The sequence below is a fragment of the Actinoplanes sp. NPDC051851 genome (assembly GCF_040681165.1).
In the GTDB taxonomy this organism is placed as follows: domain Bacteria; phylum Actinomycetota; class Actinomycetes; order Mycobacteriales; family Micromonosporaceae; genus Actinoplanes.
Genome location: NZ_JBFAYF010000033.1, coordinates 1 through 19,448 on the forward strand (window position 1 = coordinate 1; position 19,448 = coordinate 19,448).

Annotated in this window: 16 protein-coding genes; 4 read left to right on the forward strand and 12 right to left on the reverse strand. The window is 71.3% G+C overall.

Going from position 1 to position 19,448, the window contains the following annotated elements:
* Positions 1-134: 134 nt before the first annotated feature.
* From infB to rimP, 4 genes are all read right to left on the reverse strand, one after another.
* On the reverse strand, positions 135-3,251 hold the full coding sequence (infB, locus tag AB0M08_RS27870; protein WP_364499191.1) for a translation initiation factor IF-2: 3,117 nt from the start codon (positions 3,249-3,251) through the stop codon (positions 135-137).
* 107 nt (positions 3,252-3,358) lie between these two features.
* Positions 3,359-3,772 carry a YlxR family protein gene (locus AB0M08_RS27875; protein WP_364499194.1) on the reverse strand — a complete coding sequence of 138 codons (414 nt, stop codon included), beginning with the start codon at positions 3,770-3,772 and terminating at the stop codon, positions 3,359-3,361.
* Positions 3,723-4,739: a transcription termination factor NusA gene (gene nusA, locus AB0M08_RS27880; RefSeq protein WP_364499196.1), complete on the reverse strand. Its 1,017-nt coding sequence runs from the start codon at positions 4,737-4,739 to the stop codon at positions 3,723-3,725. The genes AB0M08_RS27875 and nusA overlap by 50 nt, the downstream gene beginning before the upstream one ends.
* On the reverse strand, positions 4,736-5,362 hold the full coding sequence (gene rimP, locus AB0M08_RS27885) for a ribosome maturation factor RimP (RefSeq protein ID WP_364499199.1): 627 nt from the start codon (positions 5,360-5,362) through the stop codon (positions 4,736-4,738). Before rimP ends, nusA begins: the two co-directional genes overlap by 4 nt.
* Before the next feature lie 197 nt (positions 5,363-5,559).
* Between rimP and AB0M08_RS27890 the strand changes: the two genes are divergently transcribed.
* Genes AB0M08_RS27890 through AB0M08_RS27900 form a run of 3 tightly spaced genes read left to right on the forward strand, consistent with a single transcriptional unit; the run spans position 5,560 to position 7,232 of the window.
* Positions 5,560-6,012, forward strand: a complete 453-nt coding sequence (locus AB0M08_RS27890; RefSeq protein ID WP_364499201.1) for a hypothetical protein — start codon at positions 5,560-5,562, stop codon at positions 6,010-6,012.
* A 45-nt stretch (positions 6,013-6,057) separates the two neighbouring features.
* A complete protein-coding gene (locus tag AB0M08_RS27895) occupies positions 6,058-6,486 on the forward strand; it encodes a ferritin-like domain-containing protein (protein WP_364499204.1) in 429 nt (142 codons plus the stop codon).
* Between the two features lie 38 nt (positions 6,487-6,524).
* Positions 6,525-7,232, forward strand: a complete 708-nt coding sequence (locus AB0M08_RS27900; protein ID WP_364499207.1) for a nucleotidyltransferase domain-containing protein — start codon at positions 6,525-6,527, stop codon at positions 7,230-7,232.
* Positions 7,233-7,249: 17 nt separating this feature from the next.
* Here AB0M08_RS27900 and map read toward each other — a convergent pair whose 3' ends face one another.
* Positions 7,250-8,107, reverse strand: a complete 858-nt coding sequence (gene map / locus AB0M08_RS27905) for a type I methionyl aminopeptidase (RefSeq protein ID WP_364499209.1) — start codon at positions 8,105-8,107, stop codon at positions 7,250-7,252.
* Between the two features lie 71 nt (positions 8,108-8,178).
* Between map and AB0M08_RS27910 the strand changes: the two genes are divergently transcribed.
* Entirely contained in the window at positions 8,179-8,490 is a 312-nt protein-coding gene (locus AB0M08_RS27910) for an STAS domain-containing protein (RefSeq protein ID WP_364499212.1), read from the forward strand.
* Here AB0M08_RS27910 and AB0M08_RS27915 read toward each other — a convergent pair.
* The 7 genes from AB0M08_RS27915 to AB0M08_RS27945 all read right to left on the reverse strand — a co-directional run bounded on the left by AB0M08_RS27915 (position 8,480) and on the right by AB0M08_RS27945 (position 18,743).
* Positions 8,480-12,019 carry a SpoIIE family protein phosphatase gene (locus tag AB0M08_RS27915; protein WP_364499215.1) on the reverse strand — a complete coding sequence of 1,180 codons (3,540 nt, stop codon included), beginning with the start codon at positions 12,017-12,019 and terminating at the stop codon, positions 8,480-8,482. The genes AB0M08_RS27910 and AB0M08_RS27915 overlap by 11 nt on opposite strands.
* A gap of 107 nt (positions 12,020-12,126) precedes the next feature.
* Positions 12,127-12,858 carry a gamma-glutamyl-gamma-aminobutyrate hydrolase family protein gene (locus tag AB0M08_RS27920; protein WP_364499218.1) on the reverse strand — a complete coding sequence of 244 codons (732 nt, stop codon included), beginning with the start codon at positions 12,856-12,858 and terminating at the stop codon, positions 12,127-12,129.
* 14 nt (positions 12,859-12,872) lie between these two features.
* Positions 12,873-13,568 (reverse strand): gamma-glutamyl-gamma-aminobutyrate hydrolase family protein, encoded by a 696-nt coding sequence (locus tag AB0M08_RS27925; protein WP_364499221.1) that lies wholly within the window; start codon positions 13,566-13,568, stop codon positions 12,873-12,875.
* Positions 13,569-13,749: 181 nt separating this feature from the next.
* Positions 13,750-14,514 carry a 3-oxoacyl-ACP reductase gene (locus AB0M08_RS27930; RefSeq protein WP_364499224.1) on the reverse strand — a complete coding sequence of 255 codons (765 nt, stop codon included), beginning with the start codon at positions 14,512-14,514 and terminating at the stop codon, positions 13,750-13,752.
* Positions 14,515-15,876, reverse strand: a complete 1,362-nt coding sequence (locus tag AB0M08_RS27935; RefSeq protein WP_364499226.1) for an aldehyde dehydrogenase family protein — start codon at positions 15,874-15,876, stop codon at positions 14,515-14,517. It abuts the gene before it with no gap.
* 16 nt (positions 15,877-15,892) lie between these two features.
* Entirely contained in the window at positions 15,893-17,251 is a 1,359-nt protein-coding gene (locus tag AB0M08_RS27940; protein WP_364499229.1) for a glutamine synthetase family protein, read from the reverse strand.
* 10 nt (positions 17,252-17,261) lie between these two features.
* Positions 17,262-18,743, reverse strand: a complete 1,482-nt coding sequence (locus AB0M08_RS27945; RefSeq protein ID WP_364499232.1) for an amino acid permease — start codon at positions 18,741-18,743, stop codon at positions 17,262-17,264.
* Positions 18,744-19,448 lie beyond the last annotated feature (705 nt).

Consider the following 19,448-nt stretch of genomic DNA (forward strand, 5'->3'; position numbering starts at 1 on the left):
GGCATGCAGGGCATAAATGGTCCACCGCCCTGCATGCCCACCCACGGGCCCCAACCGTCCCCAGGGTGAGAAAGCCGTGACCCCGGCACTCACAGGGAGTACCGGGGCCACGGATGGAACCATTCAGCCGACGATCAGGACCGCGGCTTCTCGCGCATCTCGAAGGTCTCGATCACGTCGCCGATCTGCGGCGTGCCGAACCCGGCGAGCGTCAGACCACACTCGAAGCCCTCGCGGACCTCGGTCGCGTCGTCCTTGAACCGCTTGAGCGAGCTGATCGTGACGTTGTCCGCCACCACGGTGCCCTCGCGCAGGATGCGCGCCTTGGCGTTGCGGCGCAGGAGGCCCGACCGGACCATACAGCCGGCGATGAGACCGATCTTGGACGAGCGGAAGACCTCGCGGATCTCCGCCGTGCCCAGCTCCACCTCTTCGTACTCCGGCTTGAGCATGCCCTTGAGGGCCGCCTCGATCTCCTCGATGGCCTGGTAGATCACGCTGTAGTAGCGGATCTCCACGCCGGCGCGGTCGGCCATCTCCTTGACCTTGTTCGAGGCCCGGACATTGAAGCCGATGATCGTGGCGATCGAGTCCGAGGAGGCACTCGCCAGGTTGACGTCGCTCTCGGTGATCGCACCGACGCCGCGGTGGATGACCTTGAGCTGCACCTCGTCCGGGATGTCGAGCTTGAACAGCGCGTCCTCGAGAGCCTCGACCGAGCCCGAGCTGTCGCCCTTGATGACCAGGGTGAGCGCGGTCTTCTCGCCCTCCTTGAGCTGCTCCATGAGCGTCTCGAGGGTGGCCTTGGTGCCCGAGTTGGCGAAGGAGGCCGCGCGGCGGCGAGCCTGCCGCTGCTCGGCGATCTGCCGCACCGTGCGGTCGTCCTCGGCGGCGAGGAACGTGTCGCCCGCGCCGGGAACCGAGGTGAGACCGAGGACCAGGACCGGACGCGCGGGAAGCGCCTCCGCCACCTGGTTGCCGTTCTCGTCGAGCATGGCGCGGACGCGGCCGTGCGCGCCGCCCGCCACGATCGAGTCGCCGGCACGCAGCGTGCCCTTCTGGACCAGGACGGTCGCGACCGCACCACGGCCCTTGTCGAGGTGCGACTCGACGACGGCACCCTGAGCCGGCCCGTCGACCGGAGCGGTGAGCTCCAGCGACGCGTCGGCGGTCAGCAGGACCGCCTCGAGCAGCTCGTCGATGCCGATGCCGGGCTTGGCCGCGACGTTGACGAACATCGTGTCGCCGCCGTACTCCTCGGCGAGGAGGCCGTAGTCGGTCAGCTGCTGGCGGACCTTCTCCGGGTTGGCGTTCGGCTTGTCGACCTTGTTGACCGCGACCACGATCGGGACCTCGGCGGCCTTGGCGTGGTTGAGCGCCTCCACCGTCTGCGGCATGACGCCGTCGTCGGCGGCCACGACCAGGATGACGATGTCGGTCACCTGGGCACCACGGGCACGCATGGCGGTGAACGCCTCGTGACCCGGGGTGTCGAGGAAGGTGATCGCCCGGTCCTCGCCGTTGTGCTCGTACGAGACCTGGTAGGCACCGATGTGCTGGGTGATGCCACCCGCCTCGCCGGCCACCACGTTGGTCTTGCGGATCGCGTCGAGCAGCTTCGTCTTACCGTGGTCGACGTGACCCATGACGGTCACGACCGGCGGACGGGCGACCAGACGGTCCTCCGCCACCGCGGCGTCGAGGTCGATGTTGAACTGCGCGAGCAGCTCACGGTCCTCGTCCTCGGGGCTGACGATCTGCACGTTGAAGCCCAGGTGCTCACCGAGCAGCAGCAGGGTGTCGTCGGACACCGACTGCGTCGCGGTGACCATCTCGCCCAGGTTGAACATCTCCTGGACGAGCGAGCCCGGGTTCGCGTTGATCTTGTCGGCGAAGTCGGAGAGCGAGGCACCACGCGACAGCCGGATCTCCTGACCCTGACCGCGGGGGGCGCCCGAGCTCATCTGCGGAGCCGACAGGTTGTCGAACTCCTGACGCCTCTGCTTCTTCGACTTCCGGCCACGCGTCGGACGGCCGCCGGGACGCCCGAAGGCACCCGCCGCGCCACCGCCACGACCACGGCCACCGGCACCACCCGGACGACCCGGAGCACCGGCACCGACCGGACCACCGGTTCCGCCGCCGGGGCCACCACGGTAGCCACCGCCGCCGGCACCGCCGCCACCACCGGGACGGAAGCCACCACCGGCACCGCCGCCACCACCGGGACGGAAGCCACCACCGGCACCGCCGCCGCCACCGGGACGGAAACCACCGCCGCCGCCACCGGGACCGCCACGGCCGCCACCGGGACCGCCGGGACGACCGGCACCGCCGCCGGGACCACCACGACCGCCGCCGGGACCGGCCGGGCGCTGTGCCGGCATGGACGCGGGGCTGGGACGGGGCGGCATCGACGCGGGACTCGGGCGCGGCGGCATGCCGGCCTGATTCGGGCGCGGCATCTGGCCCGGCGTGGGCCGCGGAGCGGCACCGCCGGAGACACCGAACGGGTTGTTGCCCGGGCCACGCGCCGGCGGGCGCGGAGCGCCACCGGCCGGACCGGGACGGGGACCGCCCTGGCCACCGTGACCGCCCTGGCCACCACCGGCACGCCCGGCGGCCGGGGAACCCGGACGCGGCGGGACGCTACCCGGACCGGGCCGGGGACCGCTGGGCCGCTGACCGCCCTCGTGGGGCGACGCGGGGGGACGGCGCTCGGTGTCCCGGGCACGGGCGGCCTGAGCCGCCTGCGCGGCCTTGACCGAAGCCTCCTGCTCGGCCTTCAGCGCCTGGGCGCGGGCCTCGGCGGCCGCCACCTCGATGTCGTGCGCGCTCGCCGGCTTGGCGACCGGGCCGGGCACCGGGCCGGGACGGCCCATCGGCGGCTTCGGACGGACGAACGGGCCCGGAGTCGGGGCCGGCGACGTCGGGGACGCGGCCGGAGCTGACGGACCGGGGGTCGGTCCGGGGCGACGCGGGGGACCCGGCCGAACGGACGGCGGGCCCGGGCGCGGGGCACCGGACGGGTTGGGGGCGCCGGCCGGGGCGGAGCCGCCGCCGGACGCCGGGGACGCCGGAAGGGCGCCACCTGCTTCGAGGGCACCACGGAGCCGCCGGGCCACCGGGGCCTCGACGGTGCTGGATGCGGACTTAACGAACTCGCCCATCTCCTTGAGAGTGGCGAGCACGGTCTTGCTGTCGACCCCGAGCTCCTTCGCGAGCTCGTGTACGCGGGCCTTGCCTGGCACTGCACTCCTCACTTCGAGGTCGTGCGAGCAGTACCCGCACAGACCTCACTCGTGCACTAGAAGCCTGGTCATTTCAGGGACTTCATCGTGTGCTCATCTGGGTCGTCCTACCTTGCTGGGTCGTGACGGGGCGCCGACGCCTCGTCATCGGTGGTTCCGGACGGCACGGAGACCGTTCGGATGTGCTCGGCAAGCAGTGTGGTGTCAGCAACACCAAGAACTCGCAACGCCCGCCCGAAGGCTCGGCGTCGCTCCGCTTGCGCGAAGCAAGCCGGATCGGGATGCAGATGAGCTCCCCGGCCCGGCAGTCGGCGGCGCGGATCGGGCAGAAGCCGGAGGTCTCCCCCGGATCCGGCCGCGACGAACCGCAGCAATGAAGCGGCCGGCGCGCGTTTGCGGCAGCCGACGCAGGTTCGCGTCGGGCCGACCGAGAGCAAGTCTACCCCTCGATCGCGGCGACCGCTTATCCGGTCAGTTCCCCGCCTCGGCCGCATCACGGTCCGAGACTCCGGCAGGCTCATTGTCCGGACGGATGTCGATACGCCACCCGGTGAGACGCGCGGCCAGCCGGGCGTTCTGTCCCTCCCGGCCGATCGCCAGCGAGAGCTGGAAGTCCGGCACCGTCACCCTGGCCGTACGGGTGGCCGCGTCGACCACCTCGACCCGCAGGGCCTTGGCCGGGGAGAGCGCGTTGCCGACGAACTGGGCCGGGTCGTCCGACCAGTCGATGATGTCGATCTTCTCACCGTGCAGCTCGCTCATCACCGCCCGGACCCGCTGGCCCATCGGGCCGATGCAGGCGCCCTTGGCGTTCACGCCGGCCACCGTGGTGCGGACCGCGATCTTCGTACGGTGCCCGGACTCCCGCGCGATCGCCGCGATCTCCACGGTCCCGTCCGCGATCTCCGGTACCTCGAGGGCGAAGAGCTTCTTCACCAGCGCCGGGTGCGAGCGGGACAGGGTGATCTGCGGGCCGCGGAAGCCCTTGGCCACGTGCACCACGATGCAGCGGATCCGGGACCCGTGCTCGTACTGCTCGCCGGGGACCTGCTCGGACTGCGGCAGGACCGCCTCCAGCTTGCCCAGGTCGACGATGACGATGCCCTTCTCGGCGCGGGCCGCGTCGGCCTGCACCACACCGGTCACCAGGTCGCCGTCGCGTCCCGCGTACTCACCGAAGTGCTGCTCGTCGGTGGCCTCCCGGAGCCGCTGCAGGATGACCTGCTTGGCGGTCATCGCGGCGATCCGGCCGAAGTCGTGTGGGGTGTCGTCCCACTCGCGGACGACCGTGCCGTCCGCGTCCAGCTCCTGCGCCAGCACCGAGGCGACACCGCTCTTCCGGTCGATCTCCACCCGGGCGTGGCTCTCCGCGCCCTCGGTGTGCCGGTACGCCGTGAGCAGCGCGGTCTCGATCGCCGCGAGGATCGTCTCGAACGGGATCTCCCGCTCGCGCTCCAGGGCGCGCAGCGCCGCGAGGTCGATGTTCATTCCTCGCCCTCCCCTTCGTCTTCTTCGTCATCGTCGGCGTCTTCGTCGCCGAAGTCGGCTTCGTCCATGCGCTTGAACTCGATCTGGACCCGGCCGGGACCCAGCTCGGCGAACGGGAGCACCCGTGCGGTGCCGTCCACGTCCAGCTCGACGCCGGTCTCGTCGGTCCGGACCACCCGGCCGGTCAGCCCGCCGACCTCCACCAGACGGCCGACGTTGCGGCGCCAGTGGCGGGGCTGGGTGAGCGGCCGGTCGACTCCGGGGGAGCCCACCTCCAGCTGATACTCCCCGGCGAGGAGCTCGCCACCCTGCTCATCCGCGAGATCGAGGGCCTCGGAGATCTCCCGTGAGACGACGGCCACGTCGTCCAGGCCGATCCCGCCGTCGGCGTCGATCATGATGCGGACCACGAAGCGGCGGCCGGCGCGGGAGACGGTCAGGTCCTCCAGGTCGTACCCGGCCTTGGCGACCACCGGCTCGATCACCTCGCGCAACCGGGCGCGGGCGGCGGTGAGGTCGACCCGCGGGGCGACCGGTGTGGAACGGGTGTCCGGCTCCGGCCGGGTACGCCGGCCCTGGGGGCGACCACCGGGCCGGGCCCCGGCGCGACCACGCTGCGTCATCGGGCTCGACCTCTCGCTAGCTTTTGCGCTGGAACGACTATATGCCGCCGGGCAGTCAACGGCCCCGCGGCTGACGCAGAGCGTAACGCGCCCGCCGGGGAACCGGAGCAGCGCCACTGAAGAAACCACCTCCCGCGCAGCTCAACGGGCCGACATACCACCTACGGAGGGATGTGGTGTTGACTGATGTGGTGCGGATGACAACTCGCCGGCGGATGCTTCAGGCGACCGGCGCCATGGTCGGTGCGGTGACGCTGAGCGGCTGCGGCCTCTTCGACGACGATCCCGAGCCGGCGCCCGAGCCGGACGCCCTCCAGCCGGTCCTGGACGAGGCGGTCGCCCTGGCCGCGGCGTACGACCGGGTCGCCCTGCTCCAGCCGGCGATGGCCGAGACACTGTCCACGCTGGCCGGCAACCACCGGCAGCACGCCACCGAGCTGGCCAGGGTGATCGGCACGACGGTGCCCTCGGCGGCGCCCTCCGCCTCGGCCGCGACCGGCGGCGACGACACCGTGGCCGGGCTGAAGAAGGCCGAGCAGTCCGGGCAGCGGACCGCGGTCGCGGCGTGCAAGGCGGCACCCGCCGAGCGGGCCATGCTGGTCGGCTCGATCGCCGCCGGCCGGGCGACGCACATCGAAGCGCTGCGCTGACCCCTCGAACGCGCGGACCCCCGGGAACGCGATAGCTTCTCAAACGTGAAAGATGAACTCGCCGGGGCGCTGGCCGCCGAGGAGGCGGCCATCTGGGCGTACGGCCTGATCGGCGTGCACCTGCCCAACCAGGGCGAGCAGAACCGTGCCCGGGCCGCCGAGGACGCGCACCGGGTCCTCCGCGACGACCTGGTCGAGCAGGTCGCCGCACTCAAGGCGAGCACCTCACCCACCCCGGCCGGGTACGAGCTGCCCTTCCCGGTGGAGGACCGGGCCGGCGCGCTCAAGCTGGCCATCCACATCGAGGACGGCGTGGCCCAGGCCTGGCGGGTGGTGCTGCCGGTCACCGAGGGCACCGCGCGGACCGACGCGCTCGCCGCGATGACCGCCTCGGCCGTCCGGGCCACCCGCTGGCGCCGGATCGCCGCGGTCACCCCGCTGGCGCTGGCCTTCCCGGGGCGACCGGAGGCATAAGGCCCTGAAACCGGGGCGATCCGGTCGACAATGAGCGGGTGATCGGCGAGATCGACACCTCATCCGTCCGCGGATCGCTCGCGATCCGGCTGAGCGAGGCGATCCAGCATCGGTGGTCGGCCGAGGTCCAGGCCATCGGGGTCGGCGGCTCGGTGGCGCACGGCGACGACAACGACAGCAGCGACATCAACCTGGTCGTGGTGACGTTCCGGCCGCGTACCGGGCCGAAGCCGGTGATGCGCAAGGTGGACGGGATCCCGGTCGACCTCAAGGTGGCGCACGCCGAGGAGTCGCTCGGCCAGGCCCGGATGCTCACCCCACGCTGGCCGCTGGAGGCCGACACCTTCGTCACGACCTTTCCGCTGTACGACCCCAGGAGGAGTTTCACCGAGCGCCGGGAGGCCCACCTGACGCTGCTCGCCGAGGCGCGCCCGGTCGAGTTCACCCGGCTGGCCCGGCACAACTGGGCGGTGGCCGGTGCCGCGCACGCCCGCGCGGTCCGGCTCGCCCAGTGGTACGACACCGACACCGCGATGGTCCTGATGGCACAGGCCCGGCTGCACGTGGCCCTGGTCGCCGGCCTGCTGACCCGGACGTACTTCCGCAACCCGGCGGACGCGGTGAAGCGCACCGGGGTCGCCTCGGCCGACATCCAGGAGCTGGGCGCGATCCTCAAGTACCAGGCCGAGGAGCTGGCCGCCCGGGGCCGCCCGGTGGACGGCGCCCTGGGCGCGCTCTTCGACTGAGGCTTTTCGACCGAGGCTTACGGCAGGGTCAGGATCTCGTAGCCGTCGTCGGTGACCACGAGGGTGTGCTCGAACTGGGCGGTCCACCTCCGGTCCTTGGTGACGACCGTCCAGCCGTCCTTCCAGATCTCGTACTCGTGGGTGCCCAGCGTGATCATCGGCTCGATGGTGAAGGTCATCCCCGGCTCCATCACGGTGTCCAGCCGCGGGTTGTCGTAGTGCGGGATGTACAGGCCGGAGTGGAACGTCTCGCCGATTCCGTGGCCGGTGAAGTCGCGGACCACGCCGTACCCGAAGCGGCGGGCGTACGCCTCGATGACCCGGCCGATCGCGTTGATCCGCCGCCCCGGCGCGACCGCGCGGATGCCGCGCATCATCGCCTCGTGGGTCCGCTCGACCAGCAGCCGGGCCTCCTCGCCCGCCTCGCCGACGCAGAAGGTGGCGTCGGTGTCGCCGTGCACCCCGTTCAGGTACGCCGTCACGTCCACGTTGATGATGTCGCCGTCCTCCAGCACCGTGGAGTCCGGGATGCCGTGGCAGATCACCTCGTTGAGCGAGGTGCAGCAGGACTTGGGGAAACCCTTGTAGCCCAGCGTGGACGGGTAGGCGCCGTGGTCGAGGATGAACTCGTGCACCACCCGGTCGATCTCGTCGGTGGTGACTCCCGGCTTGCAGTGCTCGCCCGCGAGCTGGGTGGCCTGGGCGGCGATCCGGCCCGCGATCCGCATCTTCTCGATGGTCTCGGGGGTCTGGACGTGCGAGCCGCGCCACGGCCGCGGGCCCTTCTTGCCGACGTATTCGGGGCGGACGATCTGAGCCGGGACCGACCGCCAGGGCGATTGCTTTCCCGGCAGGAGAGGGGCACGTACGGTCATGGGCACAGCGTATCCCCGGCCCCTGGAGCGTCTTCTTGCCGCTTGCGCGAGGGCTGTGAAATCGTGTGTTCGTGGATCAAGCGGGTGGGGACACCGACTTCTCGGCGACCGGCGAGGTGACCGGTGACCGCGTCACCGTGACGGTGCGCGGCGAGGTCGACATGTCCACGGCCGACGCGCTGTTCCGGGTGGCCACCCCGGAGGCGACCGCCGGCGCCACCCTCGACCTGCGGGCGGTCACCTTCTTCGACTCGGCCGCGATCCACACGCTGATCCGGCTCGCCGAGCGCTATCCCGGCACACTGGAAGTGATCCCGTCGGACCGGGTGAAGCGGGTGCTGGACATCTCCGGCCTGGGCGAGCAGCCCTGGCTCAGGGGCTGAGCGGCCGCCGCAGCGTCACCTCGGTGCCCTGCGGCGAGCGGTGCACCGAGAACTCGGTCAGCGCCCCGATCAGCGCCAGGCCCCGGCCCCGGAATCCCGCGTCGGTCGCCGGGCGCCAGCTGCCGGTGTCCCGTACGGTCACCACCACCGCGTCCCCGGTCAGGCGGCCGGCCACCGTGATCACCGGCTCGGCCGGGTCGACCGGGTGCTCGATCGCGTTCGCCGCCGCCTCGGAGACCGCCACGATCAGGTCGAAGACGTCCGCCTCCGGCACCCGGTGCGCGGCCAGGAAGTCCTCCAGCCGCTTGCGCAGCACGCTGAGCTTGCCCGGCTCGGCCGGCAGCCGCATGGTGAACTCGCGCGGCTCGGTGACCTCCAGCGCGATCATCGCGATGTCGTCCCGCCGTACCTCGCGCATCGCCTTGGCCAGCAGCGTGTCCAGCAGGTCGTCGACGTGCCCGGTCGGCGTCGCCGCGTCCGCGGTCAGCTCGGCGAGACCGGCGTCGATCCCCTGCCGCCGGTCCTCGACCAGCCCGTCGGTGTAGAGCAGCAGCCGGCTGCCGGGCGCCAGCCGGGTCTCCCGGGTCGGGTAGGACACGTCGCCGAGCGCGCCGATCGGCGGCCCCAGCGCGCTGGTGTAGAGGAACGTACCGCGCTCGCCCGGGTTCACCAGGATCGGCGAGGGGTGCCCGGCCGCGGACCAGCGCACCGTCCGGGTGCCCGGGTCGAACCGCACGCAGAGCACCGTGGCGAACATCCGCCGGCCGAGCGTGTCCACCAGCCGGTTGAGGCGGCTCAGCGCCGGTCCACAGTCGAACCCTTCCATGATGTACGCCCGCAGCGCGTTCCGCAGCTGTCCCATCGTCGCCGCCGCGTGCACGCCCTTGCCGACCACGTCCCCGATCACCAGGTAGAGCTGGTCGTCCGGGCCGGCGATCACGTCGTACCAGTCGCCACCGACCCGGGCCTCGCTGCTGCCCGCGACGTACCGGCCGGCCACCACCGCGCCCGGCACCCGGGGCAGCGAGGAGGGGAGCAGGCTGTGCTGGAGCGTCCGGGCGATCCGGTGCTCGGTCTCGTAGAGCCGGGCGTTCGCCAGCCGCAGCCCGATCAGCCGGGCCAGCTGGGTCAGCACCACCGGGTCGGCGGGCCGCCCGGGACCGGACCAGACGCGCAGCTCGCCCAGCGCCCGCCCTTCGTCGTCCGGCAGCGGCAGCACCAGGTCCGGTGCGGCCGAGGCCTCGGCGCCGCCGTCCCGTTCGGCACGCGCGTCCGGGGAGGTCACCACCACCCGGCCGGCCGAGGTCATCTCCCGGACGTGCCGGGCCGCGACCTCCAGCACCTCGGCGGTGCCCGGCACCGCGTTCAGCGCGGCCATCGCGTCGACCAGGCCGCGCAGCCGGCTGACGGTCTGCCGGCGCAGCTGGCCCAGCTCCAGGTTGGCCCGGACCCGGGCCACCAGCTCACGGGTGGAGAAGGGCTTGACCAGGTAGTCGTCGGCGCCCGCGGCCAGGCCCTCGACCGCGGCCTCCTCGCCGGCCCGGGCGGAGAGCACCACGATCGGCACCTCCCGGGTCCGCTCGTCGGCGCGCAGCGCGGCGATCAGCCCGAACCCGTCCAGCCCGGGCATCATCACGTCGGTCAACACCAGGTCGAACGAGCCCTCCCGGGCCAGCTCCAGCGCCCGGGTGCCGTCCGCCGCGAGGACCACCTCCCAGTACGGCCGGAGCAGGTGCGACACGTGCTCGCGCAGGTCGGCGTTGTCGTCGGCGAGCAGGATCCGGCCGCCGGCGTGCCCGGGCGCGCCCGTCTGCGCCGGTTCCCCGCCCGGCGCCCACCAGGTCACCTCGTCCGCCCAGAGCCGGGACTCGGCGCCGGGCGCGGACGGGGCCGGGTCGTCGGTGACCCGGTCGGCGGGCAGGTGCCCGGTGCCGAACGGGATCCGGACCGTGAACTCGCTGCCGGAGCCGGGCACGCTGGTCACGCTCACCGTCCCGCCGTGCAGCTCGGCCAGCTCACGGACCAGGGCCAGCCCGATGCCGGTGCCCTCGTGGCTGCGTGACCAGGCGCCGGTGACCCGGTGGAAGCGGTCGAAGAGCATCGCCTGCTCGGACTCGGCGATGCCGACGCCGGTGTCGCGTACGGCCAGCCGGGCGTGCCCGTCCTCGGCGGTGACGCGCACCTCGATCCGGCCCTCCCGGGTGAACTTCACCGCGTTGGAGAGCAGGTTGAAGACGATCTTCTCCCACATCTCGTGGTCCACGTGCACTGGTACGGGCGACGGGGCCGCCGCGATCACCAGCTCCAGCGCGACCCGCTCGACGGCCGGCCGGAAGGTGGCCGCCAGGCGCGCGGTGTGCCCGGCCAGCTCGGTCGGCCGGTAGAGCGCGCCCATCCGGCCGGACTCCAGCCGGGAGAAGTCCAGCACCGTGTTGACCAGTTTGAGCAGCCGCAGACCGTTGCGGTGCACGGGCTGCAGCCGGTCGCGCAGCGCCAGGCCGGTCCCCGGGTCGGCGAGCATGTCCTCGACCGGTCCGAGGACCAGGGTCAGCGGCGTACGGAACTCGTGGCTGACGTTGGAGAAGAAGTCGGTCTTCGCCCGGTCCAGGGCGGCCAGCTCGGCGGCCCGCTCGCGCTCCTGCTCGTACGCCCGTGCGTTCGCCACCGCCCGGGAGATCTGCGCGGCCGCCAGGTCGAGGAAGTCCCGGTACGCGTCGTTCGGCGCGAGGTGACAGCTCACCCCGGCGACCAGCGCACCGACCGTGTCGGTACCCGCGCCGATCGGCAGCACCAGCGCCTCCGGGGCCGCGGTGGGCGGCACCGCGGTCAGCTCGGCCAGCGGAACCCGGCTCTCCCGTCCGGTCTCGATCACCTCCCGGACGGCCGGGTGCGCGCCCGCCGGGTCCAGCGTCAGCAGGCTGAACGGCAGATCGCCGGGGTTCTCGCCGAGCACCGCCGCGGCCTCGGCGACCAGCGCGGCCTCGTCCGGCGCGGCGGCCAGCCGGCGGCCCAGGGCGCTGAGCGTCCGGGCCCGGCGCTCGCCGATCACCCGGCCGGTGGTGTCCGTGACGATGCACATCACCCCGTTGATCGCCCCGTCCGCGCCCCGGATCGGGTCGTACGAGATGTCGAAGTAGGTCTCCTCCAGGAAGCCGTACCGATCGATCAGGAAGAGCAGGTCGGTCGCGTAGAACGCCTCACCGGCCTCGGCGACTCGGTCGAACAGCCCGCTGATCTGGTCCCACGCCTCGGCCCAGAGCTCGACGCCGGGCCGGCCCAGATAGGCCGGGTGCTTGGCACCGGGCGTCGGGATGTACGCGTCGTTGTAGAACACCACGTGCCCGGGTCCCCAGAAGATGACGATCTGGGTCTTCGAGGCGAGCGCCGTGATCACCGCGCCGACCAGTTCGGGTGGCCAGGTGGACGGGTCGCCGGCCGGGGAGCCGGACCAGTCGAGGGCGGCCATCCGGGCACCCATCTCGCCGCCGCGCTCGAAGGCGATGCGCAGCCGGTCCGGCACGGCGCCCATCGAAGCCTCCCGAAGGGTCGGACGACCGGAGAACCCGGCCCGGGTGTGCACGGTAACACCGCTCCGGGCACCCTGCCCGGAACGCTGCACCGAAGATCAAACAGGGTCTATGCGAGGTCGCGGCGCTCGGCGGCGGCCCGGATCAGCGCGGCGAACACGCGCAGGTCGCCGGTGCGCTCCGGGTGCCACTGCACGCCGACCGCGAACGTGTGATCGGGGCACTCGACGATCTCCACCACCCGGTCGTCCGGGCACCAGCCGGTCGGCACGCACTTGCCCGGATCGGCGACCGCCTGGTGGTGGAAGGAGTTCACCGTCAGATGCCGCCCGAACAGCTCGTACGCCCGGGTCCCCTCGGCGACCATCACGTCGTGCCGCCCGTAGTCCGAGGCGCCCGCGGCGAGCGGGTCGGTGCCCGGCGCGCCCCGGTGCCGGTCGTGGCCGAGCAGGTCGGGCAGGTGCTGGTGCAGCGACCCGCCGGTGGCCACCGCCATCACCTGGTGCCCCCGGCAGACGCCGAGCAGCGGCAGGTCCGTGTCGAGCGCCGCGCGCATCAGCATCATCTCGGCGAGATCCCGCTCCGGGTCCGGCGCGGTCTCCGCGTGCTTCACCTCTCCCCAGTGCTCCGGGTCGACGTCGTTGCCACCGGTGAAGACGATGCCGTCGAGGTGGTCCAGCACGTCGGTGCCGGGGTCGTCGGGCGTGATCAGGACCGCCCGGCCACCGGTGGCGTGCACCGCTCTGACGTACGACATGGGAAGCATGCCGGCGAAGAGCTCGTTACGTTCGTAGTGCACATGCTGCGCGTACGCGGTGAGACCGATCAGGGGTCTGCGCATCGCGGCCTCCTCCTTCAGCTCCTGTCTCGGGCCGACTCCACCAGGGCGCCGAAGAGCCGCCGGTCGTCGCGGGAGACCTCGGGATGCCACTGGACACCGAGGACGAACCGGTGGTCCGGCGCCTCGACCGCCTCGGGCAGGCCGTCCGCGGCACGACCGGTGACGACGAGCTTCCCGGGGTCGGCGACGCCCTGGTGGTGGTAGCAGTTGATGGTCGCCTCCTCGCCCAGCAGCCCGGCGATCCGGCTGCCGGGGGTGAAGACCGCCTCGTGCGCGCCGTACACCGCGGGAGCCGGGCGGTGCCTCTCGTGGCCGAGGACGTCGGGTAGGTGCTGGTGCAGCGTGCCGCCCTGGACCGCGACGAGCAGTTGCATGCCGCGGCAGACGCCGAGCACCGGCATGTCCCGGTCGAGCGCGGCGCGCATCAGGGTCAGCTCGCCGGCGTCCCGCTCCGGGTGGGTCACGGTCTCCGGAGCCGGCTGCGCGCCGTAGCAGGACGGGCCGATGTCCGGGCCGCCGGTGAAGACGATGCCGTCCAGCGCGCCGAGCACATCGGCGTCCCGCTCGTCGGGGGGCAGCAGCACCACGCGGCCGCCCGCGAGCCGGACGGCCTCGGTGTAGTCGTACGGGAGGAGGGTGGTGGGGAGATCGTGCCAGACGCCCCAGGAGGCGGGCATCACGTAGGTCGTCATCCCGATGATCGGACGCATCGCACCACCGTAGTCAGCCCTCGGCCGTCGTCGTCGCACAGGCGCGCGGCGCCGGAGGTCTCCGGCGCCGCGCGACGGGCCCATCTGTCCCACCCCCGCGAGGATCGAACCCGCGAGAGCGGGGATTCGGCCCCTGTGGGTGTACGAAATCCTTAACCCAGCTTGACAGGACTTAAACAGATCAGAGGGGCGTTACGTAAGCACCGGTGATCCCGCCGTCGACGACGAACTGCGCGGCGGTCATGAACGAGGCGTCGTCGCTGGCCAGGAAGGCGACCGCGGCGGCGATCTCGTCGGGCTCGGCGAACCGGCCCATCGGCACGTGCACCAGGCGACGGGCGGCCCGCTCCGGGTCCTTGGCGAAGAGCTCCATCAGCAGCGGGGTGGCGACCGGGCCGGGGCAGAGCGCGTTGATCCGGATGCCCTCCCGGGCGAACTGCACGCCCAGCTCCCGGGTCATCGCCAGCACCCCGCCCTTGCTCGCGGTGTACGCGATCTGCGAGGTCGCCGCGCCGAGCAGGGCCACGAACGAGGCGGTGTTGATGATCGAGCCCTTGCCCTGCCTCTGCATGTGCGGGATGGCGTACTTGCAGCAGAAGAAGACGCTGGTGGTGTTGACCTTGAGGACCCGCTCCCACGCGTCCAGCCCGGTCACCAGGATCGAGTCGTCGTCCGGCGGCGAGATGCCGGCGTTGTTGAAGGCGATGTCGACCCGGCCGTGCCGCGCGGCGACCCCGTCGAAGAGCGCCTTGACCTGCTCCTCGTCGCTGACGTCGCAGGCCACGAACTCGCCGCCGACCTCGGCCGCGACCGCCTTGCCGGCCTCCTCGGAGATGTCCACGGCGACGACCTTCGCGCCCTCGGCGGCGAACCGCCGGGCGGTGGCCAGCCCGATACCGCTGCCGGCGCCGGTGATGACGGCGATCCGGTCCTGCAAGCGCTCCACTCAAGCCCCCATCGAGATGAACACGTTCTTGACATCGGTGAACGACAGCAGTGCGTCCGGGCCCAGCTCACGGCCGAGGCCGGACTGCTTCATCCCGCCGAACGGGGTCCAGTAGCGCACCGACGAGTTGCTGTTGACGCTGAGCGCGCCGCTCTCCACCGCGCGCGACACCCGCAGCGCCCGGCCCACGTCGCGGGTCCAGAGCGAGCCGGAGAGGCCGTACTCGGTGTCGTTGGCGAGGCGGACCGCCTCCGCCTCGTCCCGGAACGGCAGGACACTGACCACCGGCCCGAAGATCTCCTCCCGCCAGTGCCGGTCGGTTGTGGACCGCGCCAACAGGACCGTGGGCGGGAACCACCAGCCGTCCGCGTCCGGCGAGGCGCCCTGGAATGCGACGTCGGCGCCCTCCAGAAATCCCGAGACCGACGAGCGTTGGCCGGAAGAGATCAGCGGACCCATTTCGGACTTATCGTCAGAAGGGTCCAATACCCGAAATTTCTTGACGGCCGGCTCCAGCAGCGCCAGGAACCTGTCATAGACCGAGGCCTCGACGAGGAGCCGCGACCGGGCGCAGCAGTCCTGGCCCGCGTTGTCGAAGACCGCCCCGGGAGCGGCGGCGGCAGCGGCTTCCAGGTCCGCGTCGGCGAAGACGATGTTGGCGCTCTTGCCGCCCAGCTCCAGCGTCACCCGCTTCACCTGGTCGGCGCAGCCCGCCATGATCGACTTGCCCACCTCGGTGGAGCCGGTGAAGCAGACCTTGCGCACCGCCGGGTGGGTCACGAACCGCTGCCCCACCACGCTGCCCTTCCCCGGCAGCACCTGGAAGACGTCCTCCGGCAGGCCCGCCTCCAGGGCCAGTTCGCCGAGGCGGATCGCGGTCAGCGGGGTCAGCTCGGCCGGCTTCAGCACCACCGTGTTGCCGGCGGCCAGCGCGGGCGCGAAGCCCCAGCCGGCGATCGGCATCGGGAAGTTCCACGGCACGATGATCCCGACCACGCCGAGCGGCTCGTGGAAGGTCACGTCGAGGCCGCCGGGCACCGGTATCTGCCGCCCGGCGAGACGCTCGGGCGCGCCGGCGTAGTAGTTCAGCACGTCCCGGACGTTGCCCGCCTCCCAGCGCGCGTTGCCGATCGTGTGCCCCGCGTTGCGTACCTCGAGAAGGGCGAGATCTTCGAGGTTCTCCTCGACCACCGCCGCGAAGCGGCGCAACAGCCGCGCCCGGTCACCGGGCGCGAGATCACGCCAGGCCGGGAAGGCCTTCCGGGCACGGTCGATCGCCGCGTCGGTCGCGGCGAGATCCAGCGAGGGTACGGTCGTGAACACCGAACCGGTCGCCGGATTGATGACGTCAGTAGTCCCCACGCCAAGATCCTCACACTCAGAGGCGCTCGAATCCACGACGTAGTTCCCAATCGGTCACCGCCGCGTCGAAGGCCGCCAGCTCCACCCGCCCCATGTTCGCGTAGTGCGCCACCACATCGGCCCCGAACGCGCTCTCCGCGGCGGAAGAAGCCGCCCAGAGGTCCGTCGCCTCGCGAAGAGTGCTCGGCACCCGCCCCGCCGTCGCATCCTGATAGGCGTTCCCCACGAATTCCTCTTCGAGGGACAATTCACTCTCGATGCCGTGCAGGGCACCCGCCACCAGCGCGGCGATCGCCAGGTAGGGGTTGACGTCCCCGCCCGGCACCCGGTTCTCCACCCGCATGCCCTGCCCGTGCCCGGCGATCCGCAGCGCGCAGGTCCGGTTGTCCACGCCCCAGCGCAGCGCGGTCGGCGCGAACGACCCCGGCTGGTACCGCTTGTAGGAGTTGACGTTCGGCGCGAAGAGCAGGCTGAACTCGCGCATGGTGGCGAGCAGCCCGGCGAGCACCCGCTGCCCGGTCACGCTGAGGTGCGCCGGGCCCGCGCCTTCGCCCTCACCCAGCATCGCCGACCGTCCGTCCTCTCCGCGCAGCGAGAAGTGGATGTGGCAGGAGTTGCCCTCGCGCTCGTTGGGCTTGGCCATGAAGGTGAGCGCCATCCCCTCCTGCGCGGCGATCTCCTTGGCCCCGTTCTTGTAGATCACGTGGTTGTCGGCGCTGGTCAGTGCGTCGGCGTAGCGGAAGGCGATCTCGTGCTGACCGAGATTGCACTCGCCCTTGGCGCTCTCCGGGAGCAGGCCGGCGCCGTACATGTCGTTACGGATCCGGCGCAGCAGCGGCTCCACGCGTGCCGTGCCGAGCAGCGAGTAGTCCACGTTGTACTGATTCGCCGGGGTAAGATCTTTAAAACCCTTTACATGCGCTTCCTCGTACGTGTCCCGGTAGAGGATGAACTCCAGCTCGGTACCGGCGAAAGCGGTCAGCCCGTGCGCCGCCAGCCGGTCCAGCTGGCGGCGCAGGATCTGCCGTGGTGACGCCGGCACCGGCGCCCCCGCGGTGTCGAAGAGATCGGCCAGCACCAGGGCGGTCCCCGGCTGCCACGGCACCGGCCGCAGCGTGCCGAAGTCCGGCCGCATCACGAAGTCGCCGTACCCGGTCGACCAGGAGGACATCGCGTACCCGTCGACGGTGTTCATGTCGACGTCGACCGCGAGCAGGTAGTTGCACCCCTCACTGCCGCCGCTCGCCACCTCGTCCATGAAGTACCGGCCGTGCAGGCGTTTGCCCTGCAGACGGCCCTGCATGTCGGTGAGTGCCAGCACCACGGTGTCGATCGAGCCGGAGCCGATCGCGACGTCGAGGTCCTCCAGGTCCATACCGGGCTTCCTAACTCTTCGAGTCTTCGAGCACGTTCTGCCGAGGGCCGGTGAACCACCTGCGTGCACCGGCGAACCACCAGATCGTGGCACCTCCGACCACGAAGGCGACCGCGACGATGGTGTAGTTGAAGTTCTTCGCGGTGATCGGGCCCGCCGTGGGGAGCACGAACAGCACACAGATGATGATCACCCAGACGATGGCGATCCACCCGACCGGCGCGCTCCACCGGCCCAGGTTCCACGGGCCGGCCTGGAAACCGCGGTCACGGCGGCGCAGGAAGACCGGGCCGACGTACGCGATGTAGAGGCCGATCACCGCGATCGAGGTGGCCGCCAGGTACGCCGTGGTGTTCCAGAGCGAGGGCAGCACCAGGATCGTGGAGATCGTCACGCAGAGCCAGATCGAGTTGGTCGGCGTACCGGTCCGCGGGTTGACCTGCTTCCAGAGCCGCGAGCCGGGCAGCGCGCCGTCGCGGGCGAACGCGTACGACATCCGGGAGTTCGCGGTGACCGAGGCCATCCCGCAGAACCACTGCGCGATCATGCAGATGAAGAGCAGGAACGCACCCACGTCGTGCCCCGCCGCGTCGATGAAGATCTGCGCCGGCGGCAGGGCCAGCGGGGTGAGCATCTCGGCGTCGTAGTCCTGGATGGACCAGGTGATCGCGAAGAGCAGCACGAACCCGGCGAGCACCGAGACCACCACCGACATCACGATGCCCCGGGGAGCGGCGTTGGCGGCGTCGTGGGTCTCCTCGGCGACGTGGGCCGAGGCGTCGTACCCGGTGTAGGTGTACTGCGCCATCAGCAGCCCGATCAGGACCGCGTACACGCCCGCCCCGGTGAAGGTGAACCCGGTCGCGTTGCGTACCTCGAAGAACACCTCGGAGACCGGCTTGTGCGCATCCGGCAGGACGGCGAGCAGCACCACGATCACCGCGACGCCGATCAGGTGCCACCAGGCGCTCACGTCGGAGAGCACCCGGACGAGGTTCACGCCGAACGTGTTGAGCAGCCCGTGCGCCACGATGATGACCAGGAAGATCAGGAAGGTCCGGCCCGGGGTGACCTCCATGTCGACGGTCAGCCCGAGGAAGGCCGCCGTGGTGATCGCCGCGCCGAAGTCGATGGCGGCGGTGACCGCGACCTCGCCGAGGAAGTTGAACCAGCCGATGAACCAGGCCCAGGCGGCCTTGTTCCGTTTGGCCAGCGCCGCGGCCCACCAGTAGAGCGCGCCGGCGGTCGGATAGGCGGAGCAGACCTCGGCCATCGCGAGCGCCACGAAGGTCACCATGACACCGACGAAGAGCCAGCCGAGGGTGATGGCGGCCGGCCCACCGGCGATCATGGCGATCCCGTACGAGGTGATCGCGCCGGCCAGAATCGAGATGATCGAGAAGGAGACGGCGAAGTTGGAGAAGCCGGAGAGCCTGCGGTGAAGCTCCTGTTTGTACCCGAGTTGGGCGAGTCGTTCCTCGTCGGTACTCATGATGGACGCTCCCTTCCCTGAAGGGTGTGACCTGAGACACGGATGTCGTGATGATCTCCCCGCCCCGTGACGGGCGTCAATGACCGCGGTTAATTGCGTTGCCGCTCTCCCCGCCCGGTGCGAACCTGGACTCAGCGATCCCCTCGGCAGGACGCTGACGGCAACACCCCCGCGGCGGTGCGGGGCGCGGTCACCTCTCTCTTCCCGCAGCGCGTTCCCGACACGGTGGATCGCGCAGCGCCCGCCCCGCACCGCCGCACCTAAACATTCACGGCAACGACTGTTTTCCCAGCTCACCACGGTTGTCGCCTAAAAAATCTACAGCGGCGAGTCTAGAAATCCGCTCGACGAGGGCATATCTTTGTCCTGTCGGCTCCGGCCGGCATCGCAACTGGCACTGTCGCTGAGTTGGATAGGAGGACCGAGATACCGCAGCAACGCGAAATCACGACGTCCCCGACCCGACGAGAGGTGATCGCAGCCGATGCCCATCACTCCGGTCGACCGCTAGCGGCACGCAGCCGGTCGACCACATGCGCCGACTGAGATCGGCACCAGAATTGAAAAGCCAGGGCCCCGGTTACCCGCCGGGGCCCTGGCCTGTCTCTCGTAGCGGCCGGTCCGGGCGGAACCCCTGATACCGCACCGCATTGCCCCGAAAGGCACTATGCCGGATTTATCAGGCGAAAATGACGCTCCTGCATA